Origin of the sequence: Solitalea canadensis DSM 3403 (assembly GCF_000242635.2) — a bacterium.
In the GTDB taxonomy this organism is placed as follows: domain Bacteria; phylum Bacteroidota; class Bacteroidia; order Sphingobacteriales; family Sphingobacteriaceae; genus Solitalea; species Solitalea canadensis.
Genome location: NC_017770.1, coordinates 1,114,352 through 1,135,514 on the forward strand (window position 1 = coordinate 1,114,352; position 21,163 = coordinate 1,135,514).

The 21,163-nt window shown below is 37.8% G+C and carries 16 protein-coding genes; 11 read left to right on the plus strand and 5 right to left on the minus strand.

What is annotated here, in order from left to right; all coding sequences use genetic code 11:
- Positions 1-4: 4 nt before the first annotated feature.
- Positions 5-1,933 carry a hypothetical protein gene (locus tag SOLCA_RS04645; protein WP_014679290.1) on the minus strand — a complete coding sequence of 643 codons (1,929 nt, stop codon included), beginning with the start codon at positions 1,931-1,933 and terminating at the stop codon, positions 5-7.
- 635 nt (positions 1,934-2,568) lie between these two features.
- Entirely contained in the window at positions 2,569-3,696 is a 1,128-nt protein-coding gene (locus tag SOLCA_RS04650; RefSeq protein ID WP_014679291.1) for an acyltransferase family protein, read from the minus strand.
- 343 nt (positions 3,697-4,039) lie between these two features.
- Here SOLCA_RS04650 and SOLCA_RS04655 point away from each other — a divergent pair, with 343 nt between their 5' ends.
- The 11 genes from SOLCA_RS04655 to SOLCA_RS04705 all read left to right on the plus strand — a co-directional run bounded on the left by SOLCA_RS04655 (position 4,040) and on the right by SOLCA_RS04705 (position 15,178).
- The gene (locus SOLCA_RS04655; protein WP_014679292.1) at positions 4,040-4,684 is read left to right on the plus strand and encodes a YceI family protein; all 645 of its coding nucleotides are present in this window, start codon (positions 4,040-4,042) and stop codon (positions 4,682-4,684) included.
- Between the two features lie 89 nt (positions 4,685-4,773).
- Positions 4,774-6,021 carry an OmpA family protein gene (locus SOLCA_RS04660; protein WP_014679293.1) on the plus strand — a complete coding sequence of 416 codons (1,248 nt, stop codon included), beginning with the start codon at positions 4,774-4,776 and terminating at the stop codon, positions 6,019-6,021.
- Positions 6,022-6,035: 14 nt separating this feature from the next.
- A complete protein-coding gene (locus SOLCA_RS04665; protein WP_014679294.1) occupies positions 6,036-7,346 on the plus strand; it encodes a hypothetical protein in 1,311 nt (436 codons plus the stop codon).
- A 379-nt stretch (positions 7,347-7,725) separates the two neighbouring features.
- Positions 7,726-8,205 (plus strand): hypothetical protein, encoded by a 480-nt coding sequence (locus SOLCA_RS04670; protein ID WP_014679295.1) that lies wholly within the window; start codon positions 7,726-7,728, stop codon positions 8,203-8,205.
- A gap of 140 nt (positions 8,206-8,345) precedes the next feature.
- A complete protein-coding gene (locus SOLCA_RS04675; RefSeq protein ID WP_014679296.1) occupies positions 8,346-8,999 on the plus strand; it encodes a DUF2625 domain-containing protein in 654 nt (217 codons plus the stop codon).
- A 23-nt stretch (positions 9,000-9,022) separates the two neighbouring features.
- Positions 9,023-9,451 carry a hypothetical protein gene (locus SOLCA_RS04680; protein WP_014679297.1) on the plus strand — a complete coding sequence of 143 codons (429 nt, stop codon included), beginning with the start codon at positions 9,023-9,025 and terminating at the stop codon, positions 9,449-9,451.
- Positions 9,452-9,546: 95 nt separating this feature from the next.
- Entirely contained in the window at positions 9,547-10,059 is a 513-nt protein-coding gene (locus SOLCA_RS04685) for a hypothetical protein (protein WP_014679298.1), read from the plus strand.
- Between the two features lie 74 nt (positions 10,060-10,133).
- Positions 10,134-11,210, plus strand: a complete 1,077-nt coding sequence (locus tag SOLCA_RS04690; protein WP_014679299.1) for a serine hydrolase domain-containing protein — start codon at positions 10,134-10,136, stop codon at positions 11,208-11,210.
- Between the two features lie 235 nt (positions 11,211-11,445).
- Positions 11,446-11,706: a hypothetical protein gene (locus SOLCA_RS04695; protein WP_042479316.1), complete on the plus strand. Its 261-nt coding sequence runs from the start codon at positions 11,446-11,448 to the stop codon at positions 11,704-11,706.
- A gap of 469 nt (positions 11,707-12,175) precedes the next feature.
- A complete protein-coding gene (locus tag SOLCA_RS04700; protein WP_014679301.1) occupies positions 12,176-13,180 on the plus strand; it encodes a PorP/SprF family type IX secretion system membrane protein in 1,005 nt (334 codons plus the stop codon).
- A gap of 21 nt (positions 13,181-13,201) precedes the next feature.
- The gene (locus SOLCA_RS04705) at positions 13,202-15,178 is read left to right on the plus strand and encodes an OmpA family protein (protein WP_014679302.1); all 1,977 of its coding nucleotides are present in this window, start codon (positions 13,202-13,204) and stop codon (positions 15,176-15,178) included.
- Positions 15,179-15,247: 69 nt separating this feature from the next.
- Here SOLCA_RS04705 and SOLCA_RS04710 read toward each other — a convergent pair whose 3' ends face one another.
- The 3 genes from SOLCA_RS04710 to SOLCA_RS04720 form a co-directional block, all read right to left on the minus strand.
- Positions 15,248-16,738, minus strand: a complete 1,491-nt coding sequence (locus tag SOLCA_RS04710) for a SusD/RagB family nutrient-binding outer membrane lipoprotein (protein WP_014679303.1) — start codon at positions 16,736-16,738, stop codon at positions 15,248-15,250.
- A 20-nt stretch (positions 16,739-16,758) separates the two neighbouring features.
- Positions 16,759-19,965, minus strand: a complete 3,207-nt coding sequence (locus SOLCA_RS04715; RefSeq protein WP_014679304.1) for a SusC/RagA family TonB-linked outer membrane protein — start codon at positions 19,963-19,965, stop codon at positions 16,759-16,761.
- 250 nt (positions 19,966-20,215) lie between these two features.
- Positions 20,216-21,160: a metallophosphoesterase family protein gene (locus SOLCA_RS04720; protein ID WP_014679305.1), complete on the minus strand. Its 945-nt coding sequence runs from the start codon at positions 21,158-21,160 to the stop codon at positions 20,216-20,218.
- Between the last annotated feature and the right edge of the window lie 3 nt (positions 21,161-21,163).

The window sequence follows — 21,163 nt, forward strand, 5'->3', positions numbered from 1 at the left end:
GTATTTAATTGTAATTTTTAAGTTTTAAAATTAAAATTTCGCCGGTTGACCTGTCTATTCCAGTAACTGTTTTAATTATTTTATTTCTATTATTCAATAAAACATCGCCAAGCTTTTTTGTAATTGGGTCTGCATTGCTACGCATTTCTTTTATAGTGGCGTCAATCCATGCATCGCTCATTTGAGGCCCTTTGTTAGGTAAATCCAGTTTTATATTGCCTGCACTTCCAACTTGTTTTGCTTCATTGATAATAATTTCTGTAGGATTGTCCAATGTACCTTTTATAAAAACACCATCAAAACCATTATCACTTGTTAATTTAGATGTTTGTTTGGTAAAGCCTTCACGTGTGAAAATTAAATCACTTAATGCTTCAGTTTTCTTACCTGCTGCATTAACTACATTGTCTCCATTTTTAACAATATCATCCACAATATTTTTAAGTGCTGTTTCAGTTGTTGCAATATGCAAAGCTGATTGATCTAAAAGCCAACGGGCAATGCTTGTTAATTTTGCATCAGCTGGCTTAACCGCCTCAAGAACTTTTAATTCATTGTATGAAAAAGACTTCACCGCTAATTTAATGAATCGGACACTACCTCGACCATTTTTAACAGCTTTATAGGCTTTATTCAGATTAGGAATTTTTGAGACTGTTGTGGACATTCCCTTTACAGCATTTTTGGTCCATTTGCCAGCGGTTGCGGTCCAACCAACGACAGGAATAGCTGCCCCTGCACTTAATGCACAATTAATCTTGTCTCCTTCCAGGAAATAGATTCCACCATTGACTATATCAGCAGCTTCACCAACAACAGGAACCATTCCCACCATGTCCAATGCAAAATGAAATTCACCTTTTAACGTATTCCATAAAGCCGCTGAATAAATTTGTACCGAAGTCCATGTAGGGTTCATTGCACCTAAGGCAATGGCTTCTTCAGCAAATTCCAGTGATTTGATTACATGGTATTTTGGTGATACAATGTTTAGATTGATAGTTGGTTCGTCCCCAATGTTTTTATTCAGATCCGCAACAAGTGCAGGATTGTTCATAAACATGGTTTCAATTTCACTAAAGGAATAAGTTATTCCAGTTGAAGCGTCTAGGTATTTTGCAGTAAATAACGGATAACCGTTCTTACCATAAATATCAGTTTTTTCACGTGCCCCTCCTCCTTCTTTTCCTTTGTTGACATCCTTCCATGCACTGCTTGATCCGATTGCAGTAGAAACGGAACCACTTGATGTTAAGGTTCTTATTCCAGGTGTTGTATATTCAGGAATCTTGCCTGATGGATATTCGGAAGGTTTAGCCCCGTTACCTGCACCTGCTGTACCATATTTGCCATCTTCAACCGGATGTTCACGTATAACTTCTAAACAAATACCAGTATAATCAGAATACACCCCGCCTCTAATCCAACACCATATTCTATCTATTATATTCTTTGTTTGCTTTCCACTTATTGCTGTGGTTGTTTTTTCAAAGGTGTATTCTTTAGTTACCTTACCTTCATTTAATTGAACACCGCTGAAATTGTTAGTTTGAAAGTCATACCATTGAACTACACCTGAATAATCACCTTCACTGCCTTTGCCTTCATACACTTTATAGGCATAGCCCTTTATCTGTCCGTCTTCCTTGGTAAAGTACATATCTACATAAGAACTGTCTAATGGCATACGTATATAGTATCTTCCGTTGACAATACCTTCCTGTGCATAATCATAAAGCAGTTTACTTTTTTTAGACCATTGACTGCCCGTTTTCGAATACCATTCCGTAATCTCATCAAGGCGTACCTTTTCGATTTGTTTTTCTGGGTTTTCGTGTCTTTCAATTGTATCCTTTTCACAAGCTGTAATCATGGTAAATAAGGCGAAAAAGAAAAGGAATAAGAATTTCCGCTTTAATAGACGTTGGTTCATAATCAATAAATAATTAATGATGTAAAAGATTTCCTTAAAATGTTTTTCTTGCGTTAAGGTATCTGCAAGGCAGTATGCTAACTGGTGAGGAAATTAACGGGAAGGTTAAAGAATAAATAATCATAAATGCCAAATTATCAATCAGTTTGTCCAACTTATTAATAGTGACAATTCTGTAGTAAAGCTATAAGGATTTGTTATGTTTAGGCTTACAATTAGGCCGTAGAAGTGTTTTTAGTGACCTTTAATATTATGCAAATAAAAGTACTTTAAAGTTAATTGTATAATCGAAATGATTAAAAAAAATGTTTAGTTTGATTATTTTATAAAATGCAATAAAGTATAAAAGATTACACTATCTATCGTGAACCAACCTGAATAGTAATACAATAATTGTGATTGGTAAATATTAGGTTATACGTCTCTTTCGCATTAGCCCTTAACATTGCTGAACTACTCCCTATTTCCCTTTCTTGGTCCGCGACAGATTAAATTCTGATCGGCTAAACACTTCATCGAATAGTCAAGGTCATATAGGTTACAGTGCAATAACTGCATTAACTTGTAATGGCTGCTATTCATAGCTTGTGTAATTATTGGGTTTTTACGTTTTCCTCTATCACTCAAAAAATGCCTTAATCCTGTTGCGATAAAACACCGTCAGCTTTTTGTTTGGCAAGCCGATCATTCCGTCTATCGTTTAAATATTTCCTTACGGGGATATCGTAGAGTACCATCATCAGATATGATGCTCCAACCACCAAAATTATCCCTGCTATAATTATAAAAGTCAGTTGCATATTACCGGGTTTATGGTTGGTGTAATAATTACCGAACATCCATAAAACGGCGTAATGCGTCATGTATAATGGGTAAGAGATCTTTCCGGAAAATACGCAAACCTTTTTTAAGCCAGATGTTAAATTAGCCCCTGCGCCTAATGCTATCAGCAAAGGAAAGAAAAACAGGACTATCAAAGGCTCGGTTAACCAACTCCATGTGGAGAACGGAATTAAAAAGGCCAGGAACAATAATATAGATAGACCGACAAACCCCAGCTTATTTTTGATGATCCAGTTAGAACGGTAAATAAGCAGTCCCGCTAAGAAAGAATACGATATCCGGGCACACCCGTCCCAAAAGGTTGGGCCACTCCAGCCGCCTAGTAAGTTGCCGGAGCGATAACTTACAAAACAAATAGCCATCGCCGAGATGATGGTTAACAGTATCAGGTAACTGCGTTTGATCTTACAAAGTACAAATGCATAAACGATATTGGCGATATATTCCCAAAACAACGACCACGACGGTGCATTGAAGCTAAACAGGTTAAATCCACGGTCGGCTATTACAGGAAAGGGAATAAGCAATACCGAACACAAAAATGCCAGGATGATTTTACTGGTACTGTACGATTCAGGATCGCCACCAAAAGGGTCGAACAAAAATGCCAGCAATCCTAACACCGATCCAGCAATAACCAGGGGATGCAGCCTGATAATCCTCGATTTAAAAAACTCAAGAACGCCCATTTTGGCTATACGATCGTCATAGGCATATCCGATTACAAATCCCGAAAGGCAAAAGAAAAAATCGACAGCCAAAAAACCATGTCCGATGAAGTTCTTGCTTAAATCGGTGTACACCCATTCCATAAAATGAAATATTACAACGGCCAGAGCGGCAACACCTCTTAATCCGTCAAGAATTTCGAAATGCTGTTTTGTTTGTAGAATTGTCGGTGAGGTTTGGTTAGTATCCATTTATAATCTATCCTATCGTGTTTAATATAGCAAGTAACTCTTGATTTGCGGTTGCCAAGTTATCTAAAATTGATAATCAAGCCAAATGTATAATAGAGCTGAACAGGGCTAGCAATTGAGCAATATCAGGTAATGGGTGGCGGCTTAACTTCATTGATATTGAAAAAAAGCAAGTAACTCAGAGTCAGTAGTAAATAGCGATAGGTGTCGTTTCAGTCTGATACACTAAGGAAGCCTTGTTTTCGAAAATCTTGGTAATTACCAAGATTTTCGAAAGCGAGGCTTCCTAGTTTTGCATCGAGAAAACAGATAAAAAGTGTACACAAAATTTTGAACTGACATCATGAAAACAACAACAACGAAGAAACAAACATTGAGAAAAAATCTACAAATGCTCTTTCTTCCCGTTCTCTTTATGCTTGCATCATGCGAAAAAGGAAGCGAAAAAACAGAAGCTTATAAAGTAAACGAGAATTCATCTACAATAGAATGGAAGGGATCTGCACCGGATCATTTTCACGTGGGATCTTTTAAAGTAACCGGAGAGTTAAAAGCCGGAGATGATGGAGATGTAAAATCCGGCGATTTTACTATACCGATTTCTTCCATCGAAAATTTTGATCTGCAAGACCCTGTGAAAAAGCAGTTATTGGATCATCTAAAGAGCCCTGATTTTTTTAACATGGCAATCCATCCGAATGCAAGGTTTCAATTTAAAAAAAGTGAACCTTACACAGGTAACGATGAAGAGGCTATTAGTGGTGCCAACTATTTGCTGACAGGTAATTTTACTATGTTAGGTCAAACGCATCCAATTTCTTTCCCTGCCAAAATTACGGTGAATAAAGAAAACTTGCTGGTTGAAGCAAACTTTAAGATCGACAGAACCAAATGGGGAATGTTAATGGATAGCGATCCTAATAAGCCGCTCTATATACTTCCGGATGTAAACATCAAACTAAAATTGATCTCTACAAAGTCTTTATAGCACCCTATTATTTTAAACAAGCTTAAATATATTCTAAAGGAAAGCTGCTTTTAGGGCAGCTTTCTTATCAGTAGTTACAACCATTAAAAATGAAGATATCGTCAAAATACTTATGTGTAATCTTGCTTTGCATAGGTAACACCTCCGTTTTTGGCCAAAGTACCTTTGGTAGATTAAAGCAAAAGGCAACAGGCATTGCTGAGAAAGTCATAGACAAAAAAACGGACGAATTGCTCGAAGACAAATCTGGTAAAAAGGATAACACAAGAGAGAATCCTACCGAGAAAGTCAAAAAGGAACGAGTTAAAAAACAAAATACAGTATACGACTTTCAATCAGGAAGTACTGTATTATTGAAAGAAGATTTTTTACCGGATGTTACTGGACAATTTCCCATGCAATGGTATACACGGAGCAAAGGAGAAGTTGTAGAGTTCAATGATGTGCCTGGGAAATGGCTGCAGTTATATAGCGGTACGTTTTTAAGTCCAACAGTTTTACTGAAAGAAAACTATACGATAGAATTTGATGTAATTATCGATTTTCCGCCCAATGGAAACTATCCATTGCCAGCTCTTAAGATCGGTCTATACGACAGGGGAAATAAAGGTTATATCCTGTCGAATGATTATCGTGTAAAGAACAATGTCAATATTATCTTATCCCCATATAGGAACGAACTTCGTGTAAAACTTAAATCAATAGAGAATAACTCGAATAAAATAGCTACAGAAAATTATATCCTTCCAGATTTTACTGCAAAACTCGGAAAGCCTGTCCATATTGCGATGGATATCCAAAAGGAAAGAATCCGTGTGTGGATCGATCAGGAAAAGATTTTTGATCTTCCTCAAACAGTCCCAGTTTCTAATTTATTAAACCAATTGCGATTGGAATTGGAGTCTTCCAATTATAAAAATAGTGAATTGGGCTACTATATCTCAAATCTATGCTTTGCGGATGGAAGCCCGGACACACGCTCCAAGCTCTTAACGGAGGGTAAGCTGGAGAGCAATTCCATTCTGTTTGCAACCAATTCGGCAAAAATAGAATCCGATAATCAAGGAGTGATCAAAGAGGTGGCGGCTGCATTGAAGCAAGATAATGCCATCCGGATAAAAGTGATAGGACATACAGATAGCGACGGGACTCCCAAGCAGAACATGGCTCTGTCTCAAAAGAGAGCCGAATCCGTAAAAAGGGAACTGATAGAAAAATACGGAATTGGAGAAAATCGCATAGAAACACTTGGAAAAGGTGATACAGAACCTGTAGAAAAGAATATGGACCCAAACGAAAAAGCAAAAAACAGACGTGTGGAGTTTGTAAGGTTATAAAAACATTTCTCTTTATGAATTACTTTTTGAAAACAATTATGAGATTAACTCCAAAAGTTGTCATTTTCTGTCTCCTATACATAGGGATCAGTGCCTGTACAAAAAAAGATATACCAGATCATTTAGAGGATTGGAGTGGACAAGGGGCCACACCCAAAGAACGACCTTTCGGAACTCCTATCGGACAGGCAACTGTCAAGCAGATAGGCCCCGAAGGCGGGATGTTGGCGTCTGATGATGGGATCCTTCAAGTTGTAGTCCCTCCCGGTACCATTCCCAAGCAGGTCGATTTCAGCATACAACCCATTACCAATACACTCGAGGGGAGTCCGGGAATAGCTTATCGTATTCTTCCAGAAGGTCTTATATTTCTAAAACCTGTAAGCATCACATTCGATCTTCAGGAGGCTGGCATCGAGACTGAAGTAAGTGATCTTCTTTTCTTGGCTTACCAGGATAAGAAAGGTCACCATTACCTGGCCTCAGATACAGAGCTGGATAAAGCAGGCAAGAAACTAACCGTAAAAACCACTCACTTTAGTGACTGGGTGTTGGCACAGCTCTTCGAACTTGAAGTCAGTAAAGAACAGGTCTCAGTCGGAGATACAACAAGCCTGCGCCTGATGTGGCACCTTGGTTCCTTACTTGAGCCATTGACAAAAGACCAGCCTATAGGTGATCTTGTTGAGTATAGTGGAAATGTTTCGGCCCTTCGCTGGTCTATCGGATTTGGAAAGGGGACACTAAAGGCAAGCGGGCCTAGTTGTATTTATACTGCACCAAGCCAGGTTCCGATAGAAAATCCGGCACAGATCAGTGTAACTGTACCAGTCTCATTTTATAGCAACAAGCGAAATTCAATTGTGATGATCAGCACTCCTATACATACCGCACCCGACGATTATATGATTATTAAGGTAGATGGAAAAGAAATAAAGAATAAGGCACCTGAAAATGGAGAAAGCGCAATATTATTAGATGCAAACAATTTTAGCATCTCGGCGCACCTTGAGGATGGCTACGACATCGGTATTGTTATTCCCGGAGGACCTGGAGCCGGGAGCTATCCTTTTGGAGAAGATTACAAAAAGGCTTATATCGATTTAGCCACAAATGAAGAATTTCCCAATTCCTGGATCACTCAAAAGCAAAATTGTTTTGACTGTGACTTAGTATATTCTGAGGGACAGGTCAAGATTACCAAGTTTGGAGGTATTGGGGAGTATGTGGAGGGTGAGTTCAACGCTGAAGTGTGGAGAATAGGTCAATACAATCCACCGAAAAAGAAAATCGAAGGAAAGTTTAGAGCAAAAAGGGCTCTTTAATAGCTGTTTGAAAGTGAAGATAGTCGTATCTGATAGTTTCTTCCTCTCATTTTCAAGAGATGAGTCTGAAGGATAAAAAGGTTAAACAATGTCAAAGGTTGACGATATACATAATTTCGTTGTCTTCAGCCAAAGGTGCTGAAAGAAACCCTAGCAAACTTTAAGTTAGCTGGGGTTTGTTTTTTCAGCAGAATTAATCCCGCAATTCCCTTGCTTTTTTAGGTTGATCCCATAAAAAGGTATACCTGCGAACATTTTGTGCTATCTGAGCTTAGACGAATACAAATACTAGCTAAACCTAACACGTACTTGTAGAACATCAGCGTATAAGTTTCATAAACTGTTTTTATCTTTACTCTCAACAGAAACTTATGAAACGATGCTAAGTAAACAAATTGCAAAACATTTCAGAGATGTGCACTTTGGGGGTAACTGGACTTCCGTTAATCTTAAAGACACGTTGGCAGATATAACCTGGGAACAATCGGTAACAAAGGTTCATAACTTTAATACCATTGCAGTGTTGGTTTTTCATGTTAACTATTACGTAGCAGCGGTGTTGAAGGTACTGCAAGGTGAACTATTGAACGCAAGTGATAAATATAGCTTTGATCTTTCTCCAATAACTTCTGCAGATGATTGGAATCAATTAGTTGCTAAAACACTTTCTGAAGCTGAATTATTTGCTGCTGAAATTGAGAAGTTAGAAGACTCCATGCTCTTCGACGATTTTGCTGATCCGAAGTATGGTAATTATTACAGGAACATAGTTGGGATAATTGAACATACGCACTACCACCTTGGACAGATTTCCCTTTTAAAGAAGTATTTAAATGAACATAATACGGAAATTATTTAGGCCTGCTTTGAAAAGTAAGAAAGCTGGATTAGTAGTGAGCAAGAAAAAGGAATAGCAATTTCCAATAAGCAAATGATATTGCTAATTAATGAACTGGACAAATAAAATGTCTTGTTACTTTTCTATTTATACTTTTAACTATGACCTCTTTTTCTCAAGATAGATTTCGAAGTGTTGATGAATTAGTGAATAATGTAGAGCCTGGATGGGACCTGGTAAAACAATGGATCGATAATGCAAAAAATAAAGAGGAAGTACTTCCTTGTGATGTGCTAAGGGCGAGAGATGTATTGTATAAAATACAGGTTACCACACGGTCTCCAATGGGAGCGATTGTTTATTCAACAGGTGGTATCTTAATCGACAATGGCTGGATAAGAATCCTAGGGTCAGGCAGTCCACTTTTAACCAGAAACCTGCCTGATTGGAATAAAGGAAAAAAACTTGAGGAATTTGGCCAGCAACCGTTAAGGTTACTAGTTGCCGATGACGCAGCCGATGGTTTTTTTGCCATTAATGGAGGCGGTTTAGGTGACGATGTAGGAAAACTATATTATCTCTCACCCGATAACTTAGCGTGGGAACCTTTAAATATAACCTATTCTGATTTTTTGCTTTTCTGCTTCGACGGCAATATTGAAGATTTTTATCGAGGATTACGCTGGAAGGATTGGAAGGTAGATTGTTCAAAACTTAAGGGTGGTGAGGTTTATACTTTTTATCCTTTTCTATGGACTAAGGAGGGGAAGGATATGAACTTTATGCGCTGTTTATGGACTTACAAATGCAGTTAGGTATCAATTAGGAAAAATAGAAAATGGAGTTAACCGAAGAGCAACGAAAAGAATTACAGCTTTTTATTGATAAATGGAAACAGGAAATTCCTGATGAAGAGATTTATTTCTCGTTTAATGGTCATGGGCATTTGAGGTATATAAATGCTAATGATGTTGGACTTGTTAGGTTTGGTGTTAAAAATATAGAAGCCGCTCTTTCGGATAAAAAATATATTAATATTTCCGGTGAATATCTTGGTGAAAACTGGATTAAACAAGAGGAGGAAGACCTTAGTATTCACTATATTGAAAAGATTAATAAGGATATTGGTCTTTACATTGAAAGCAGAGGAGTGAATAAAAAAGCAGCCGTTAGAAATGGTAAACTGATTGGACCTTTGATAATCGCTATTTTGTTTGCTGTACCAACATTTTTTATTTATCTCTTTATTTTCTGGTTGAATCATTAATTATAATTTGAATGGCAATTATTATAGGAACCTGGCACGGGATAGAATATACACGTTATCATCTTGGTAGATTTCCCTTTTAACGAGGTATTTAAATGAACATAATAATACGGAAGTTATTTAGACCCGCTTTGATGATGAAGAATGCCTCATTAACATTATTTTTTCTTTTCATTTTAACTAGTGCTATTGCTCAATCGGTTGACTCATTAAACGAAAAGCGGTTTGAATATCTTAACAAGTGTTTTGATAATTTCCCTCCAAATAAAACGATTGATAGTCTTGATCAAACGTATGGTTTACAGTTATGTAGCTTAACAGAATGCCTGTTGCTTCTTGAATTAAGCAACATGGATAAATCCATTAATGACAATGTATTGCTTCGTTTAAAAGAACTGGCAAATAAAAACTTTGAGAATAGGTCATTTATTTTGTTGGTGGAGGGCTCGATGAATAGCGTTAAAAAGACAATAAAATTAACCGAAGAGTCAGGACTGGTTTATGTAAGTCTGGGAAATTCTTGTTTAGGTAGTAGGGAGCAAGAAAAAGGAATAGCTATTTTTAACAAACAAATGATGTTTTTGATCAATAAAAAGGGCCATAAATAACTATAAATGAAGTTAGGTATCAATCAGAAAATTGAGCTTTTTAACCTATCTTAATCTGCCTTAACACATCATTTATGAAAAGATTGATTTTAATTCTTACATTATTTAGCTTAATAAGCAGTGTCTCTGCCCAATTAACAAAAGTAGAAGGGTTTATTGATTCGTTGACAAAGGAGAATAGCTTCAGTGGAACTATTCTTATTGAACAAAAGTTAAAAGCAGTGTATCGTAAAAGTTTTGGGTATGCTGACCTCCCTTTTAAAGTACTTAATACACCTGATACCAGGTATAAAATAGCCTCCATCACCAAAGCTTTTACTGCAGTTATGATCTTGCAATTGTATGAGCAAGGCAAGATAGATCTGGAAAAACCGATTAACACCTATTTAACCAACTACAAGGGAATGGGAGGTTCTAGCGTAACAGTAAAACAGTTACTCAACATGACTTCGGGCATGCGAAATATGGATGATGGATTGACGCTTGAATCAGCTTTACAGCAAGGAATGCCACAATATCAAAAGCCCTATACAACGGATAAACTGTTGGCAAAGTTTTGCAGTGATACTTTAGTAAATCAGCCAGGTAAAACCTTCGACTATAACAATGCAGATTACATTATACTGGGAAAGATAATTGAGACTGTAAGCGGTAAAACATACGAACAGGTATTAAGCGAAAAGATCATTGAACCTTTGCAATTAACTAACTCAGGTTTATTATCGCAAGAGAAAGTGATCGACAGGCTGGCAAATACTTATTTTCAGCGTGATGATTCAAAAGTACTTACGAATGACCTGCCTGTGTATATCAATAATTGGTATGCTTCGGGTGCTATGTATTCAACAGTGGATGACGTTTTAAAATTTACTAATGCTTTGTTCAATGGTAAGTTATTAAAGCAGGAAACACTGAATAAAATGATTGTTTCGGGGCCTGGTGAATATGGATATGGCGTTTGGGTGTATAAAGATTATGAAATCAACTCCAAAATGTTCACGATCATTAAAAGACCTGGCTCTATTATGGGTGCTCAGGCTATGTTGTTTCATATACTTGAAGATAACTCGACAATTATCATTTTAAGTAATACGGACAAAGTCGGTCTGGATGGATTTGCAGCAGTGATTGCTCAACAAATTATCAAATAATAATGATACCTTATCCATTAGGCGAGTACAATTCCAAAATAGATTTATCTGAACAGGGCAGAACAATACGGGACTTGTGCAGGTAAATTATGAATTTGAGTCAATCCGAAATCTAGTTCAGGAATTAGATGTTTTAGAAGAAGAGTCTATCGTTATAACTTACAAAGGTCATTTTAGCGGGCTATTGGGATTCCTATTACGGTTTTCATTGGACGAGAGAACAAGAAATTGAATTTTGGGAGTAGTTCGGCCGAAAAATGCTAATTCGGCCGTCGCTATGCTAACCCTTGCTGATTCGTATCGTGTGCATCAGGTTAAAACATTAATTGAGGTTATCGATTTATATTTCCAGAAGATTGAAGTTAATTCCGAACATTATTATTCGCTGCAACCGGATGATATTGAGAGCTTATTAAGTAACCCCGACTTAAAGATCAGGATCATGAAAGCCGAACTTGATACTCACGAGCAAAAATGGGGGAAGGGAAGATTATGAAGAAGAGTATCCTTATTTAATCCAACGCTGCAAAGGAGACGAGGAGTTAATTAGTTATGTTAATAATCGTTTTGAAGCAATTCTTAATAAGTAAAACAACCTAACCCGCTACTTGATAAATACTTGTTAATTACCTGTAAATCACACTTTTTTTGTGAGCGGATTTTTCTATTTTTGCACCCGAAATAATGAAAAAAATTATCCTTTGGGATTTGTGCGTTGGTAAACTTCAAGTTAGTTCATAGAAATTGCTTTACTTTTTACCCATCTGAATTTTATACTCTCCTCTATTGAATTCTAACCATCTTGGTATCAGGATAATTTTTCCTTTTTAAATAATTGGGTTTGTATACCTGTCAATATGAGCCTCACTTTATTTGCTTTTCAATCAATATAAATTATCACAATAAATGGCAAAAGCTGAGTGATCAGTTTATGCTCTCTTTGATACTGCAATTGTAGTACATGTATGAAGAAAAATGATCGCTCGTTGCTAACTACCTTATTCATTTTTATCGTGAGTAGTGGTTTTGCACAGCAAAATGTTCAGTTTAGTCAGTATATTTTTAATGAATTGGCCGTTAATCCTGCCTATGCCGGTTATAAAGAAGAGTGGACTGCACATCTGCTATATCGAAGTCAGTGGGTAAGTATTACGGGAGCTCCAAAAACAGCCACATTTTCGTTTGATGGTCTTACCGATTCGTATCGGAAAAACACAGGACTAGGTCTTCAAATAACAAACGATAAGTTGGGTGCTCAAAGTAACCTGTCTGCTTACACCAATTATTCATACAGGTTAAAATTAGATGCGTTAGATACTCGTCGTTTGTGTTTGGGATTAGGAGTGGGAGTGTCGCAATATGCACTCAATGGCGATGAACTGTCGTACGTACAAGAAAATGACTCCAGAATTCAGGCAGGGACCGTAAATACCATTACACCTGATCTTCGTTTCGGGGTTTATTATTATTCGCCCACGTTTTTTGCAGGAGCTTCTGTTATGGATCTGTTTGCTGATTATATCAGCACAAAATTACAAGACGGAACCAAAACCTATCTCAATATAAAGAAAACGAGGCATTATTATTTTTCAGCAGGAGGTCTAATTACGTTATCATCTACTATTATACTAAAACCTTCTTTCTTGATCAAAGAAGACTTTAAAGGACCTACCAATCTGGACCTGAATACATTTTTTGCTTTTAACGAAAAAGTGTGGATAGGTGCGTCCTGGAGAACGGGTATTAAATTATGGAGTAAGGATAACCTGATCAGTAATTTACAAATGGCTGATGCTTATTCAGTAATGGCTCAATTTTATGTGAATGATCGTTTTCGTATTGGTTATGCCTACGATAGAACCTTAAGTGAGTTGAGTAATTATGAAAATGGCTCCCACGAAGTCTCCGTATCGTTAAGCCTACCTTCACCTAAATTAGGTGAAAGAATTTTAAGTCCGAGGTATTTCTAAGTTTACACGCTATTCGTTTTAATGAAAAAAAGATTACTTACCATTTTTGTTTTTCTTTTAAGTTTCTTCCCTTTTTTAGGATATGCACAGGAGCAGAAGAGTTTGAGAAAACAAGCAGATTTGTTGTATGAGCAAAGCAGTTATGCCAAAGCTGCGGCGATTTATGAACGTTTGGCAAAAAATAAAAAGGATGATGTAGACCTACTGGTTCGTTTGGCAAATAGCTACCGTTTAATCAAAAACTATGAACAATCTAAAAGGTGGTTCCAGCAATTGCAGTATACTAAGTTATTGCCAATCTCTGAACTGTTGAATTATGCAGAGGTTATGCATTGTAATGTTGAGCTTACCGAATCTAGGGATTTGTTAAAAGAGTATGAGCTAATAACAGGAACCAATGAGTATATAAAAATGCGGGTAAACAGTTGCGATTCGGCAAAAGCATGGATGCAATCACCTGCATTAATAGTAGTTAAAAACCTTGATTCAATTAATACACCCAAGAGTGAATGGGGCGCATGGGCTATCAATGATTCTGTTATTGTTTACACCGCAGAGCGCGCACCTTTTGTTGATAAGCGCAAAGGAACATATAGTCGTACCGGTCAGCCTTATTTAGGTATTTATGAACGGGATTTATATGCTAAAGAAAAATCAAAACCATTTGATCGTCAGTTTATCGTTAGTAATTATCATTCTGGGCCATTGCTGATCAATGCTGCGCATAATCTTATTTACATTACCCGAACCTATAATGATTCAAAAACAATAAGGGAATTTAACTCCAACAATGGAAGAATAAGTGGTATAAGGCGATTGGAACTTTGGTACTCAGAAAAGAAAGAAGGACATTGGAGTGATTTGAAACCCTTTAAGTATAATAATCCGGAGAACTATTCGGTTGGTCATGCTGCTTTGAGTAAAGACGGCAACACGCTGTACTTTGTCAGCGACATGCCCGGTACCTTAGGGAAAACGGATATTTGGTATTGTACCAAGTTAAATGACGGGAGTTGGTCGTCCCCTGTTAATTGTGGATTTCAGATCAATACGGATCAGGAAGAACTATTTCCAACCATTGGGACAGCCGGGGAGTTGTATTTTTCCTCAACTGGTCGACTTGGAATGGGTGGGTTAGATATCTTTAAAGCCATAGGCGAAAAATCAACATGGAAAGAAGTTACTAATATGCGTTTTCCGGTTAACTCTGTTACGGATGATTTCTTGTTCACTCCAACATCAGACACAACAGGTTTTTTATCTTCCGATAGAAGAGGAGGAAAAGGAAGTGATGATATTTACAGTTACCTGATCTTGCCTCCGCCGCCACCGCCAGTTAAGGAAGTAATTGTAGAAGAAGTGGTGCTGGCAAATAACAAATTTGTAGGCATCGTGGTAAATAAGTTAACCAGTAAACCATTAGTCAATGTTTCGGTAACGGTGGATAACAAAGGAGAACAGGATACCGCAATTACAGATGACAGAGGGCGTTTTGGTTTTGAGCTAAAGCCAGGTGAAGAATGTTCGGTGAAAGCCGAAAAAGAAGGTTTCTTAAGCGACCATAAAAATGGATTGAAATATGTTAAACTTCAGGAATCGCCTTCAGTGGTTATTCTTCAGTTAGATTCAATCATATTGAATAAGGCAATTAAACTGGAGCATATTTATTATGATTCGGGTAAATGGAATCTGAAACCAAAATCGAAAACGGAATTGAATAAATTGGTTGCATTGTTAACAGAAAATCCGACCATTAAAATAGAGCTAAGTTCGCATACCGATTCGCGTTCGTCTGATAAGGCAAATCTTATTCTTTCTCAAAAAAGGGCTAAAACTGCAGTAGATTATATTATCTCTAAAGGTATTGCTAAAGATCGGCTGGTAGCCAAAGGATATGGAGAAACTAAGTTGCTCAATAAATGCAAGAACGGGGTTAAATGCTCCAATGCTGCTCATCAAATGAATAGGCGTACGGAAATAGCCATTTTAAGTTTCTAAGAAAAAACTTCGCCCTGTTAAAGATCAACCTTAACGGGGCGAAGTGCTTTTATGATGAATGGTTCATTGTTATTTTAATATCCACATAGCATCATTGATATCATCTTTACCGGCAAACTGAGCATCCAGCGCCTTCTCAAGATTTTCCTTGTTGTTAGTATGCTCGCTTGAAGGATATTGGAAACGCTTAGGAATTCGCTGGCTGTTCGCGGTTCCTGGGCCTACTAAGAATGCAGGAACACCGGTTCTACGCTGATTGTAATACGCTTCCCAACCTGAGTTTTGGAAAAAACCAAGGTACTTTTGTAGCAAGATTTGTTTAAGTGCTTCATCTGCATTTCCTGCTAAGGTTATGGCAGGTTGAGCTAAGTAAGCATTAATTGCATCCGTTGAAATAGCATAAGATTGCATGGATCCACTGATACCTTTGTTATAATATTCGGCAGCATTACCAGCAACCCAGCCACGGCTGATTGCTTCTGCGATATTAAAACATAACTCAACATAACCAATTTGTACGCAAGGTTCGCCTAAGTATTGATAGTATCGATCTTTGCGGATAAACGAGTACTCGCCCTTGTTTACTTTGGATGACATATCGTCCAAGCTTTCACCTGAGCTTGCTCCAACATAAGCTTCGAAATCAGCAGGTGTTAAGCCGGCTGCTATTTTTGCAGGAGCAGGGTCTGCTACAATAAATGTGCGTGGATCTTTAAGGTTAACCAAGGTATTTAAATAGGTAGCCGACATGTTATTACGGGTAGCTGTATTACCATAATTATCCGGATTTAGCGGGTATTTATTGGTAGAAGAGTTGTAAACATATTGCAGATTATCGCTATTGCTACCAGGTAAAGGATATTTAGCCGGATTAGCAAGCGTTTCAGCAAATCGTTGTTTAATCTTTAGTTCAGCATCCGATTCTTTTTTGCTCAAGTGAATTAGTAAACGCAATTTGTAAGCGTTTACGGCCTTTTGCCACCCGATTAACTTACCGTTTAATAAAAAGTCGCCGCTCAAATTGTTGTCATTTGCTGCAATTAACGCCGTAAGTTCTGTATTGGCCTCATCAAGCCAGGTAAATGCTTGTAAGAATACCTCTTTTTGCGTGTTGTATTTAGGCTTAAAGATGCCATTGCCGGTTTGCAACGCTTCCGACATCGGAATATCTCCCATGCGCATAGTCATATCCACATAAAAGAAGGCCTTAAAGAATTTAGCCAATGAAGCGTACACATTTTTCGCAGGAAGCCCCGTTTTTTGTGCTTCATGTTCCATTTGTTTAATGTTATTTAGCGTAAGGTAGTTCATACCGCCGCCGGTCCAGCTGTACTCCTGCGTAGCATAATAATTGTAATTGCTGCACCAATACTGATTCCAGCGTTGTACGTCATTCCAGGGAGCTTCGTAAAAATCGTTCTCGATACTGGTTAGTAATAACGATGGGGATGCTTTACTTGGTTTATTTGGATTTTGTTCCAATTCCTCAAAGTTTTGACAAGCAGTTAATCCTATTCCTGCTGTTGCCAATAAAAGGATCAGTTTTTTATTTAGTTTCATGAGAATTTGTCGTTAAGAATTTAGAAAGTGATATTCAGATTTACACCATAGCTTTTGCTGGTAGGCGTTTGTAAACTCGATTGAGAAGTCATTCCCGGGAACTGATCCAGGTCGATGTCTTTCACCTTGGCAAAATACAATAGATTACGTCCAACAAGGGTGATTGATGCACGTTGAATCGACATTCTGTTTAAAAAGCTTTTTGGCAGGTTAAATCCGATGGTTACCTCACGAAGTTTTGCATAGGTTTTATCAATCAGGTTTCCTTCTGAAATGCCGTTGTAACGGCTGATATAATCCTGAAGGAAAGTAGGAGTGGTGTTAGCAGCAAAAACTAATTGATCGTAGTTGGTAATATTACCGTCTACATCGTAATTAATGGTAGCGCCGTTAGCAACAACCACTCCCTGTCCAACATAGGATTTAATTCCTTTAATATCATTAGCACGGGCAACACCCATATCGCCCTCAATGGTGGCAATATGACGACCGCCACGCATGGTTTGGCGTAATACGTAGTCAACCATTTTACCACCAACACGACCATCAAATTGGAAACCAAATGTAAATTGCTTGTAATTGAATTTATTGTTGATACTCCATGTCCAGTCGGGGTTCATGTTTCCTAAATAACGGGAAACAGGATTTTGAATCGGACGACCACTGGCATCATTAATAATTTGGCCGTCTTTAGTACGAACAAAAGTTGAAGTGTATAATTTATCTAAACGATCTCCAACTTTTAAGAATTGATTCAGCGTTTCAATTCCAGGGTAAATTTCTGCTAACTCTTCTTTGTAAGTCGACCAGTTTACCATTACATCCCAATTGAAATTAGGTTTGCGTAAAGGTGAACCACTAAGCGTTAATTCCCATCCCGAACGACGCGATTTAATACCGTTTGTTAACAGACTGCTGTAGCCGGTTGCTTGTGACAACGGTAGTTCGAAAATTCGTGGCCCATCTAAGCTGTTGAAATAGGTAATATCAAAAGCTAAACGATTACGCAACAATTTAAGGTCAACGCCTGCTTCGTAGGCAGAACTAAAGCTTGGCTCTAAATCCGGATTGGTTAAAATAGCGGTGTAGGTGGCACCCGGCTGATTATTGTAAATTGGCGTTACATTATAGGATGAAATATTCTTGTAAGAAGGACCTCCGTATGGAGTTGTATAATCTGCTCCATATCCTAATCCTGAACCCGATAACACTGCAGCCGAACTTATGGTATTGTTTACTGCCGTGTTTCCAACTTTAGCATACGATCCTCTTAACTTAAAATAAGAAATAGCATCAGGAAATTTTAATAGTTCCGTCAAAATTAATCCGGCACCAACAGAAGTGTAGAAGAAGGTGTTATTTTGTTTCGGCATCGTTGATGATTTATCAATACGACCTGTTAATGAAACACTCAGGAAGTTTTTGTACATCATGTCCAAGAACGCATACGAACTAAATACCTGCATCGGCGCCTCGTAATTATACGTTTGACGAGGGTTTAACGAGTTATTAAGATTATACCATCCCGGTACATTCAGGTAATCAGTTGTTGAATAAGTAGAGTGGTAATTAAACGTACGTAAGTTGGCTCCAACAGATGCTTTAACATCTAATGAAGGGATAACCTGTTTGTCAAAACTTAATAATACGTCTGTGTTATTTTCAAACATGTTACGCATATCCTCACGGTAATCACCTTTAGCCTGCTCGCGACCATAAGTTGTTGCTGAGTAAGGTAATTTCTCGGTACGCAAAAGGTCGTAGGTAGTAATCTGCGTACGGGCACTTAAATTCAAAAAGTTATTGAACTTGTAATTTAAGCTCATATGACCGTACATGTCTGTTTTATGGTGACTGCGCAACCATTCTTTAGCTACAAACCAAGGGTTGTTGTAACGTTGATACTCAGCATAGATTTGTTGTACACCTTCCCTACCCGTTTGCCAATAATTCTTCATGTCATCAACATTCCAATCGGCACCACCCCAGATAACCATGTTGTAAATTAAGCTGTTAGGGCCGTAGTTAACGTCGGGGTAGTTAGGGGTAAACTGGCGGTTGTAATTTACTGTCGACTCAAAGCGTAATTTCGGAGAGAAATTGTAACCTGCAGAAACATTGAAGTTTAAGCCATTAAGTTGAGTGTTGGGAACAAGTCCGCGCTGGTAATTATAGGTAGATGAAAAACGTAAGTCGTATTTTTCGCCACTGGTTGCGATTGCGATATTATTACTGCTCAATACACCTGTTTGTAAAAAACGGGTAAGATTATCCGTTCCGCGTGCAATGAAAGGAGTAGGAGTCCGTTTTCCTGTTGAAGGGTTTATCGGACTATCATATTGCGCAATTAACTGACCATTTAATGCAGGTCCCCAGATATCATAATCACCATCGTTTTTACCACCACCTTTACCGTCAACAAACTCATATTTACCATGGTCGCCCGGGCCATACATATCCTGAACTTTAGGAATAGCATTAAACCCATTCTGAGTCATCGTACTTGAATTAAATTCAATAGCAAAGCCGCGGTTATCCTTAGATCCACGTTTGGTGGTAATCTGAATAGCACCGAATTGTCCGTTTGATCCATATAAAGCAGATGCAGCAGGGCCTTTTAGAATGGTGTAAGACTCAATATCATCAGCGCTTATATTCCAGGTATCAGAACTGATTGGCACGCCGTCTACAACGAATAAAGGTTGTTGACCACGTAATAAGATATTTGGCGAACCCAATAACTCAGCTGAAGCACCAACGGTTAATCCAGAAACTTTTCCCACTAAAGCATTTACAGGGTTCGGCTCACGAGCCTTTACAAGTTCATCACCTTTAACTTCCTGTATGGCATATCCTAATTTGGCTTTATCCTTTTTGATCCCTAAAGCAGTAACAACTACTTCAGTTAGTTCTTTTGAATCAGCTTCCAATTGGACATTGATTACTGCTGAACTGCCAACCTTTATAATTTTGTTAACATAACCAACTGAGCTGAATAAAAGTACCTGTCCGTTACTAGCGGAAATAGAGAATTTACCATCGGCATCACTAACACTGCCAATATTGGTTCCCTGGACAGAAATAGTTACTCCAGGTAATGGTTGCTGATCCTTTTTATCAGTAACGACGCCGGAAACTTTTTGTTGGGCAATTGCCGCAACGGAGATCAGGACGAACAACATCATAAATGCTGCTTTTCTGATCAGGTTCTTGTAGAATTTTTGCATTGCTTTTGAAGTTTTTTGTAGTTGTTTTTAGCAATGCAATTGTAAACCATGTTTATTAATACTAAACAAACTAAGTATTAAGGATCAGTTAATTATTGTATACAAACATTAATAAAAAGTAAATTAATGTTGGAACAAGTTGTTGGATCACAAAGAAATATAGGAGTGTTTATAAAGCGAAAAAGGTAGTCTGCGAAAGAGAAAAGGCACTGCTTTGTCGCAATGCCTTTTTATTTTTGGTGGCAAAAAGTTATGCCTGATTATAATAAACCAATTGGCAATCGCTGGTGCCATCGGTATACAGATCAATAACTGCATAAACATTTGGAAACTCTGCCAATACGCCATCCCACCAGTTAGATGACACCGCACCATTACATAAATATTTAACACCTAAATAATCGGTTGCATCAATGTAATGTACGTGTCCACTCAGGCAAAGTTTTACATTTTTATGCTTGTAAAATAAATTCTTAAGTTTTTTAATATCGCTATGCATATCGCCCTTAGGGAAAGCCACTTCTCCTAAATCCTTTTTCTCATCCACATAATACATCAAAGCACCGAAAGACATAATCGGAACATGTGAGTAAACACAAACATGTTTACCGTTGCTGTTTGATAATTCGTTTTCAAGCCATGTAAACTGCTCCTCATCCAAACCATAATGAAGTCCCATGCTATCCAAGGCTATGAATTTCCAGTTATTTTGTTCAAAGGAATAATAACGGGCAGGCATTTTCAATTCTTCAATTGCCCAGGTTTTACCATAACGTCGGTCTTTTTTGTATTCCTCATCCAACTCCTTTGGTCCGTACCAAACATCATGATTACCCAAGCAGCTATGCAATGGTAGCTTATTATGTTGTACAGCCTGGCGCCAAACATTCCAACGGCTCTCCAGATCTTCTTTTTTTTGATTGTTTGAATCCATTACGGTATCACCCGAATTAATGATAAAGGAAGGTTTGTCCTTTAGTCCATTGATTTGGTCGAAAACCGTTTTCATAGATGAAACACAAACCGGTTTGTCGATTACATGACAATCTGTAATATGAGCGAATCGCAGCGCTCTTTTTTTGCGAGGATCGGCTGGTTTTATTTCAGCTGCTGATACTAATGGAATGCCTGTACCTAAAAGAGAAGCAGCTCCAAATACGGCTGCATTTCTCAAAAAATCTCTTCTGTTACTCATTAT

Coding starts and splice junctions, on each gene's coding strand:
- SOLCA_RS04710 (WP_014679303.1), bottom strand. CDS start 16,738: ATGAAACTAAATAAAAAACTGATCCTTTTATTGGCAACAGCAGGAATA.
- SOLCA_RS04705 (WP_014679302.1), top strand. CDS start 13,202: ATGAAAAAAAGATTACTTACCATTTTTGTTTTTCTTTTAAGTTTCTTC.
- SOLCA_RS04685 (WP_014679298.1), top strand. CDS start 9,547: ATGAACATAATAATACGGAAGTTATTTAGACCCGCTTTGATGATGAAG.
- SOLCA_RS04665 (WP_014679294.1), top strand. CDS start 6,036: ATGAATTACTTTTTGAAAACAATTATGAGATTAACTCCAAAAGTTGTC.
- SOLCA_RS04645 (WP_014679290.1), bottom strand. CDS start 1,933: ATGAACCAACGTCTATTAAAGCGGAAATTCTTATTCCTTTTCTTTTTC.
- SOLCA_RS04675 (WP_014679296.1), top strand. CDS start 8,346: ATGACCTCTTTTTCTCAAGATAGATTTCGAAGTGTTGATGAATTAGTG.
- SOLCA_RS04655 (WP_014679292.1), top strand. CDS start 4,040: ATGAAAACAACAACAACGAAGAAACAAACATTGAGAAAAAATCTACAA.
- SOLCA_RS04660 (WP_014679293.1), top strand. CDS start 4,774: ATGAAGATATCGTCAAAATACTTATGTGTAATCTTGCTTTGCATAGGT.
- SOLCA_RS04700 (WP_014679301.1), top strand. CDS start 12,176: ATGAAGAAAAATGATCGCTCGTTGCTAACTACCTTATTCATTTTTATC.
- SOLCA_RS04670 (WP_014679295.1), top strand. CDS start 7,726: ATGCTAAGTAAACAAATTGCAAAACATTTCAGAGATGTGCACTTTGGG.
- SOLCA_RS04715 (WP_014679304.1), bottom strand. CDS start 19,965: ATGCAAAAATTCTACAAGAACCTGATCAGAAAAGCAGCATTTATGATG.
- SOLCA_RS04720 (WP_014679305.1), bottom strand. CDS start 21,160: ATGAGTAACAGAAGAGATTTTTTGAGAAATGCAGCCGTATTTGGAGCT.
- SOLCA_RS04690 (WP_014679299.1), top strand. CDS start 10,134: ATGAAAAGATTGATTTTAATTCTTACATTATTTAGCTTAATAAGCAGT.
- SOLCA_RS04680 (WP_014679297.1), top strand. CDS start 9,023: ATGGAGTTAACCGAAGAGCAACGAAAAGAATTACAGCTTTTTATTGAT.
- SOLCA_RS04650 (WP_014679291.1), bottom strand. CDS start 3,696: ATGGATACTAACCAAACCTCACCGACAATTCTACAAACAAAACAGCAT.